Annotated in this window: 5 protein-coding genes and 3 tRNA genes; 4 read left to right on the top strand and 4 right to left on the bottom strand. The window is 63.6% G+C overall.

The window, feature by feature from the left end; translation table 11 throughout:
* Positions 1-162 precede the first annotated feature (162 nt).
* Positions 163-1,185: an Lrp/AsnC family transcriptional regulator gene (locus VIQ49_RS00510; RefSeq protein ID WP_331879849.1), complete on the bottom strand. Its 1,023-nt coding sequence runs from the start codon at positions 1,183-1,185 to the stop codon at positions 163-165.
* 145 nt (positions 1,186-1,330) lie between these two features.
* Between VIQ49_RS00510 and VIQ49_RS00505 the strand changes: the two genes are divergently transcribed.
* Together VIQ49_RS00505 and VIQ49_RS00500 are read left to right on the top strand one after the other, a co-directional pair.
* Positions 1,331-2,752, top strand: a complete 1,422-nt coding sequence (locus VIQ49_RS00505; RefSeq protein ID WP_331879847.1) for an MFS transporter — start codon at positions 1,331-1,333, stop codon at positions 2,750-2,752.
* A 108-nt stretch (positions 2,753-2,860) separates the two neighbouring features.
* Positions 2,861-3,760, top strand: coding sequence for a universal stress protein (locus tag VIQ49_RS00500; RefSeq protein ID WP_331879846.1), 900 nt, complete (start codon positions 2,861-2,863; stop codon positions 3,758-3,760).
* 257 nt (positions 3,761-4,017) lie between these two features.
* Here the strand turns inward: VIQ49_RS00500 and VIQ49_RS00495 are convergent.
* From VIQ49_RS00495 to VIQ49_RS00485, 3 genes are all read right to left on the bottom strand, one after another.
* Positions 4,018-4,091, bottom strand: a tRNA-Phe gene (locus tag VIQ49_RS00495).
* 73 nt (positions 4,092-4,164) lie between these two features.
* Positions 4,165-4,238, bottom strand: a tRNA-Asp gene (locus VIQ49_RS00490).
* Between the two features lie 31 nt (positions 4,239-4,269).
* Positions 4,270-4,342 (bottom strand) — tRNA-Glu (locus VIQ49_RS00485).
* A 558-nt stretch (positions 4,343-4,900) separates the two neighbouring features.
* Between VIQ49_RS00485 and VIQ49_RS00480 the strand changes: the two genes are divergently transcribed.
* Positions 4,901-5,209: a hypothetical protein gene (locus VIQ49_RS00480; RefSeq protein WP_331879845.1), complete on the top strand. Its 309-nt coding sequence runs from the start codon at positions 4,901-4,903 to the stop codon at positions 5,207-5,209.
* Between the two features lie 171 nt (positions 5,210-5,380).
* A complete protein-coding gene (locus tag VIQ49_RS00475; protein ID WP_331879844.1) occupies positions 5,381-6,670 on the top strand; it encodes a chloride channel protein in 1,290 nt (429 codons plus the stop codon).
* Positions 6,671-6,938: the final 268 nt, after the last annotated feature.

Genomic DNA, 6,938 nt, shown 5'->3' with positions numbered 1-6,938 from the left:
CTTGATTATTCCCGGCATTGCAGTGAACTTGCTCGGGTTGCCCCGCCGCAGCAGCCGCCCGTTCTGGGCGATCCGGCGCACGTATGACGACGCCATCAGGCCTGTTGCGATTCAAAGGCGTCGGTTCCTGTCTCTACCGATTCATCACTTCGATTCCTGCCCTCAAGGCGTTTTATGCTTCCCTGACGCGATCCCCTCGGAGATACCGGGGCGGCCGATGGTGCGCAGGTGCTGGACCTGTTGGAGGTTTGTGTGCGCCTCGAGTTCGTCGAGGCCGGTGATGCCGGCGAGGGCGCCGGTGAGTAGTTTGTAGTAGTCACCAGCGGTGCGACAGAAAATGACGGCGAAGATGTTGGTACGGCCGGTTGTTACGCATACAAACGGTATTTCGCGGTTTGCACTGAGTGCCTCACCGACCGCCTGCAGGTGCCGCGGCGCGATGTGCGCGGTGACGGTGACGTGCATGGAGAATCCCAACGCCGACCTGGCGACCTCGAGATCGAAGTACACAGCGCCTGCATCGGTCAGTTCGCGAAGGCGATCACGTACCCGAGAACGGGGCAGACCGGTGTGGGCAGCGATCGCTGCGTGAGAGGCGCGGGCATCAGTGCCCAGCACACGTAAGAGTGCGTAATCAGTGCCCGTCAGGGCAATCGGGCCATCGGGGTGTCCTGTCGCTGCGGCAAGGTGGGCGCGGCGCTCACTCCAGCCTCGTTGCGCTGGTGTGAGGAGGTCGGTGAAATCTGGCCATGCAGTGCTCACCGGGAAGCGATGGACTTCCTGAAACGCTGAAACAGACTGCACCAGAGAGGTTTTCGGCAGTCGCTCGATCAACATATCGTCGCGGTCATCGTCGGCACGCGCGGAGAACAGGCAGGTCACGTGCCCTGCGGTGACGTTCACCCAGCTGATCCCCGGGTGCCGCGTCAACGCAGCTGCCAGGGCGGTCCCGCGGCCCGGCTTGGGCGTGATCTGCAAGACCCAGCTGTCCAGACCGTGCACGGCTTGCGGATTGAGGAACGTAGTACACCGCAGAACACCGTCCCGCACCAAACGCTGGTAGCGGCGGGCGGCTGTTTGTACGGATACACCCAGCAGCGTCGCCAGCTCAGCAAACGGCATCCGGGGATCTCGGGTCAGCAGATGGATGATCTGTCTGTCAGACACGCCAATTTCGGAAGACATGGCGCAACTATACGCCAGAATGGAACTTTTGTAGCATTCGGCACATTGCGGTGGGGTTTGACGAGCTTCCGCGCGGCACAATGAGTTTCGCCGGGAAATGCCTTCCGGTCTTTCATTCTTTACCCCTCCGTTCTAAGTAGGTTTCATGCGTAAATGGGTGCCGCTGCTGGCGGTCTCACTGGGCACGTTCATGTTGCTCATCGACACGACGATCGTGGTGGTGGCGTTGGCCGACATCCAGGAGGATCTGGGGTCGAGCTTCACCGAGCTGCAGTGGGTTGTGGAGGCCTACGCCCTTGGCCTGGCCGCCCTGATCGTCGCCACAGGCAGCATTGCTGACCGGCTCGGGCACCGAGACGTCTATCTTGCCGGCATCGTCCTATTCGCCGCGTCGTCACTGGCCGCCGGATTCGCGTCAGACAGTTGGACACTGATCATCGCCCGCGGAGTCCAGGGGGTGGCCGGCGCAGCAATGTTTGCCACCACACTCAGTCTGCTGCAGGCCACCTATACCGGCCGCGATCGCGGGCCGGCGTTCGCGATCTGGGGAGCAGTCAGTGGCGCGTCCGCCGGTCTGGGCATGGTGCTGGGCGGCGTTCTGACCGTCTGGATCGGCTGGCGTTGGATCTTCTTTGTCAACATCCCCATCACCATCGTCACGCTGATTCTGACGGCCACCAGTGTCGCGAATGTGAAGTTCGGTAAGAGCAGGATCGACATACTCGGCCTGGTCCTGCTCAGTACGGCTATCGGCGCGCTGACCTTTGGGATCATCGAGGGTGGCGAAAAGGGCTGGACGGACCAGCTCACCGTCAGCGCCTTCGTGATAGCGGTCGTGGCGTTGGCACTGTTCATCGTTGCCGAGAACAAGGTCCGTCAGCCGATGATCCCGTTGCGGTTGTTCACCATCCGGCACTTCACCGGCAGCCTGCTCGGTGCCACCGGGCAGAGTTTCGCCGCGTTCGGTGTGACTCCCCTGATCTCGTTGTGGGCTCAAGACGTGCTGGGCCTCAGTCCTATTGAGACCGGTCTGACAATGTTGCCGATGGCCGCCATGGCGTTCGTGGTCTCCGGCGCGATGGCACGGCTACTCGACCGGTTGAGCCCTGCCGTCACCATCGGAGGAAGCCTCGTCGGCATCGGCATCGGAGCGTCTCTGCTCCTGCTGATCGGCGAGGACAGCAGTTGGGCCGCTACGCTGCCCGGTTTGATCATCATCGGAATCGGAGTTGGCGTGGGTTCACCGCCGCTGGTCGCCGTTGCCCTGGCCTCGGTTGAGCCCCAGTACACCGGAGTGGCTGCCGGCACCGTGACGATGGGCCGCCAACTCGGCTACGCCCTCGGCGTCGCGGTACTCGGGTCGGTGTTCGCCACCGTCGCGGGCAGCTCACGCCCCGCTGATGTCAGCGACCACATCGACGGTCTGCAGGCAGCCTGGATCGTCGCCGGGATCGTTGCCGTGGTGGTCGGCATCATCACGATCATCATCCTGAAGAAGCCGCTACCCGTGCCTTCTCCTGCGGCCACAGCGGACTCGAAAGCAGAAGCAGACGCTGTCGCAGCCTGACCTTTCTGACAGGTGGGCGCCGCCGAACACCCGGCGCCCACCTGTGACCGCTGAACAACTCGTGACCCCACCATGGCCCGCTGGGCTCAAACCAGAAGGAACACCTTCATGTCCCGACCAATAGTCGTTGGAGTCGATAACTCCGACCACGCCCGACAAGCAGCGCTGTGGGCCGCTGACGCAGCAGCCCGCGACAACCTCGACCTCGTGGTGATCGGCGCCTACAACACTCAAGCACCCGCGTACGGACTGGCTGCGCTGGCCTACGTACCGGACATGACCGGTGAACTGCAGCTGGCAGCCGCCAAAGCCGTCCGCGAAGCGGTCACCCGAATCCACGACACCCATCCCGGCGTTTCAGTCAGCAGTCGCATCGTCCACGGGAACCCGGCATCAACCCTGATCGCAGAGTCCCGTGACGCGGCACTGCTCGTTGTGGGCACCCGAGGCCTGGGCAGTGTCCGCGGGATGATCGCAGGATCAGTCAGCAGCGCGGTCGCGGCGCACGCCTCCTGCCCTGTCGCAGTCATCAGCAACCCCTCACCCACCGGGCCGGTTGTTGTTGGTATCGACGGCTCATCCGTCAGCGACGCCGCGCTCGCCGCCGCATTCCATCATGCTCACCTTCGGCAAACGCAACTGTCAGTGGTGCATACCTGGACAGACCTGACCAGCGAGGCCGTCCACGACCTCAATATTCCTGCCGAGCAGCTGTCCAGCACCGCCGACCGCGCACACGAAGTCGTCGCCGAGCATCTCGCCCAGTACGCCATCAGCTACCCGCAGGTGAAAATCGAACAAACCATCATCCCTGGTAGCCCTGCCCCAGAACTCCTCCGTGCCGCCACCCACGCGCAACTTCTCGTCGCGGGTAGTCGGGGCCGCGGCGGGTTCACCGGACTACTCCTGGGATCGGTCAGTCAGACCATCCTGCACCACGCCCCCTGCCCCGTCCTCATCGTCAAACCACCAAACGGTCCACAACCGGAAGGGAACATTGCCCCATAGGCTCCACAGATGACCGCGCGCCGAACGGATTGCCCTGTTCGGTCGCCCAGATCAGGCCCTTCTTCATTGCCGAATCACGGACGTCGCTAGCGCTGGTCGCGGTAGAGCCCATAAGCGCAGCAACTAGTCCGGAGCGGGGTGCCACACGCTGCGCCGGCCTGACCATCGCCGAGATCGAACACGTATCGCCAGGCAACAGCACTGAGCACGGATAGGAAAGCAGAGGATCTGCGAAGTGCAAGCTGCACAAACAACGGTGGCCAGAGTCGGGATCGAACCGACGACCTTCCGCTTTTCAGGCGGACGCTCGTACCAACTGAGCTACCTGGCCGAACGATACCCACGCGAACCTGGATATCTGGCCGCAATTTCTTGCGACCTCCGGCGTAGCCGGAAATATAAAGCGACCCTGACGGGACTCGAACCCGCGACCTCCGCCGTGACAGGGCGGCGCGCTAACCAACTGCGCCACAGGGCCTTGCTGTGCTTGCCATTGTCAGTGACATGCGTACCCCCTACGGGATTCGAACCCGCGCTACCGCCTTGAAAGGGCGGCGTCCTAGGCCGCTAGACGAAGGGGGCCGGTGTTCTCCGTTTGAGAGCGGACTCAGCATATGACACTTGAACCGGATGCGAGAAATCGGGCCCCTCACCTGCGGCGATCTTCGGTATCCTCGCCCGTCGGCGACGGCTGAGACCACTGGCCAGACAGTGGCCACCCACCGGCCACGGCGACGAGCCAGATGCAGCGCTTTGTGAAGTCGCCGTGCGCATTCGGGATCATTTGAAAGTCCAGGATGGAAAAGGTGACCGCCCCATTCTCGAAGGAAGCCGGTCGCCTGGCTTCCGTCAACCGTGTCCGGAGGGTTCGCACACTTCGGACCCGAGCGCCACTACCGGATCAGCGACTGCTGGTCTGACGTAGCCAATAGTTCCCAGATCTCCATCAACGGCAACCTGCCGCACAACTACATCACCGCAATCAGACTGTCCGGCGTACCAAATGAGTTCGGCGATGCCACATTCGCGAGGAGTCTCTTCTCGCGACCCGCGGGGTATCCCGTTTCTGGGGTTGATTCTCCTTCCAGGATCCAGCCAGGAGGCCACGCACGTCTGACCGCGCAGTGCTTTCATCGGGTGATGGCCAACAACTCCGATCAGCGGGTGGTGACCGCCTCCCGCGATATCGCCGCCTCCGCCGCGGGCCTCTTCGAGCTGATCGCCGATCCGTCACAACAACCCCGGTGGGACGGCAACGACAACTTGACCGACGCACCGGCAGATCAGCGCGCCAGAAAGGTCGGCGATGTCTTCACGATGACGCTCACGACGGGCGCGAGCCGCGAGAACCACGTGGTGGAGTTCGAGCGGGCGCGCATCACCACCGCCGACAAGCTCCAAGCATCGCTCGACCGCCTCGCCGCCCTGGCCGAGAGCGCAGGAGACTAGCTGCCCGCATTCGCGACATCGGGGATCAACCGACCAACCCGGTCCCGATCGGCGAGACTGATCACCGTGACCGATACGCATCATCCGGCAGGTGACTCGTCAGCAGCGGAGCCAACCGCCGCCACTCCAGGGCCCGGTCAATCCGCGCCGCCGGTCGATCCCCTGGCGGTGATGCGATCGAAACCGTATTTTGTGGCGCTCATCCTGGCCGCGATTCTCGGTATCCCCATCTCGTTCTTTGCATACGGCTTCCTGGCCGCGGTGTCGAAGATTCAGCAGTTCGTGTTCGACGACCTGCCCGACGACGTGTTCAGCGGCGGCACACCCGCATGGTGGCCGGTTCCATGGCTGGTGCTGTGCGGGTTGCTGACCGGACTCACCATCCGGTATCTGCCGGGCAACGGCGGACATTCACCGGCCTTCGGCTTTCACTCCGACGGCGGTCCCCCCGTCGACAAGGAACTCCCCGGGATCATCCTGGCGGCGCTCGCCACGCTGAGCCTGGGTGCGGTCCTCGGCCCCGAGGCACCGCTGATCGCGATCGGCGGTGGCCTCGCGGCATTGACCGTGCACCTGGTGAAGAAGGATGCGCCCCCGATGGCGGTGGTCATCATGGCATCGGCCGGAAGCTTCACTGCGATCAGCACGTTGCTCGGATCGCCCATCCTCGCCGCATTCCTGATCATGGAGGTCGCGGGTATCGGAGGCGCCGCACTGAGTCTGGTTGCGGTACCCGGCCTACTCGCGTCCGGTATCGGCGCGCTTGTCTTCCTCGGCCTCGACAGCTGGACCGGCCTCGGCACGTTCTCCCTGTCACTGACGTCGATTCCGGCGGCACCGGACCCCACACTGGCGACAATGTCCTGGGCCGTTGTCGTGGGTGCGATCGCCGCGGTTCTGGGCTGGCTCATCCACTCCATGGGCCTGTCCCTGCGCCCGATCGTCCACATGAACCGCATCCTTGTGACGGCAGTCCTCGGCCTGCTGATCGGGCTCACCGCGATGGCATACCAGCTCATCTCGGGAAACAGCTTCACACAGGTGTTGTTCTCCGGTCAGGACGCGCTACCGCTGGTGGTCGCGCATGCTGCCGACTACTCGGTCTGGGTGCTGATCCTGCTGGCGGGTTGCAAGACACTCGCCTACGGCCTCTCGCTCGGTGCGTTCCGCGGCGGACCGGTTTTCCCGGCAATGTTCGTCGGCGCCGTTCTCGGTATCGCGATGAGCGGACTGCCGGGCATGAGCCTGGCGCCGGCCATCGCGATGGGTATCGGCGCCATGTGTGCGGTGATGCTGCGGCTCCCGTTGACCTCCGCACTTCTTGCGGTCGTGTTGCTCGGCGCCGACGGCGTGGCGGTGACCCCGCAGGTGGTGGTTGCGGTCGCGGTTGCCTTCGTGCTGATCAACGTACTCCCGGCCACGGTTCCCGCCCTCACGAGGAAAGATCGAATTGATCAGTGATCACACCCGCTGATCTGGAGAAATCCAGATCTGCTGTTTCGGCCGCGCACACCTGGGGATGCGGGCCCACGCACGCAGCGAGGGCAGTACTGGATCGCGATCTGAAGTGACTCAGTGAGCATCGGAGTCGTCGGCGGATTCTCGGCGTAGTCGGTTGCGGTGTCGTTCTTGTTGTCGGCGTTGATGTTTGGCAACGGTACGAGATCGGGGTGCGGTATCAGCGTGTGGTGTGCGTGTGCGTGTGCGGGTCGGTGGAGAGTTGTTGTCC

The organism is Williamsia sp. (assembly GCF_036566845.1).
In the GTDB taxonomy this organism is placed as follows: domain Bacteria; phylum Actinomycetota; class Actinomycetes; order Mycobacteriales; family Mycobacteriaceae; genus Williamsia.
Note: the sequence above shows the minus strand (reverse complement) of the source record. Positions and strands in the feature narration are given on the sequence as shown.

Bases quoted from the DNA above. Each gene is read 5' to 3' on its own strand.
- VIQ49_RS00480 (WP_331879845.1), top strand. From the start codon at position 4,901: ATGGCCAACAACTCCGATCAGCGGGTGGTGACCGCCTCCCGCGATATC.
- VIQ49_RS00510 (WP_331879849.1), bottom strand. From the start codon at position 1,185: ATGTCTTCCGAAATTGGCGTGTCTGACAGACAGATCATCCATCTGCTG.
- VIQ49_RS00505 (WP_331879847.1), top strand. From the start codon at position 1,331: ATGCGTAAATGGGTGCCGCTGCTGGCGGTCTCACTGGGCACGTTCATG.
- VIQ49_RS00475 (WP_331879844.1), top strand. From the start codon at position 5,381: ATGCGATCGAAACCGTATTTTGTGGCGCTCATCCTGGCCGCGATTCTC.
- VIQ49_RS00500 (WP_331879846.1), top strand. From the start codon at position 2,861: ATGTCCCGACCAATAGTCGTTGGAGTCGATAACTCCGACCACGCCCGA.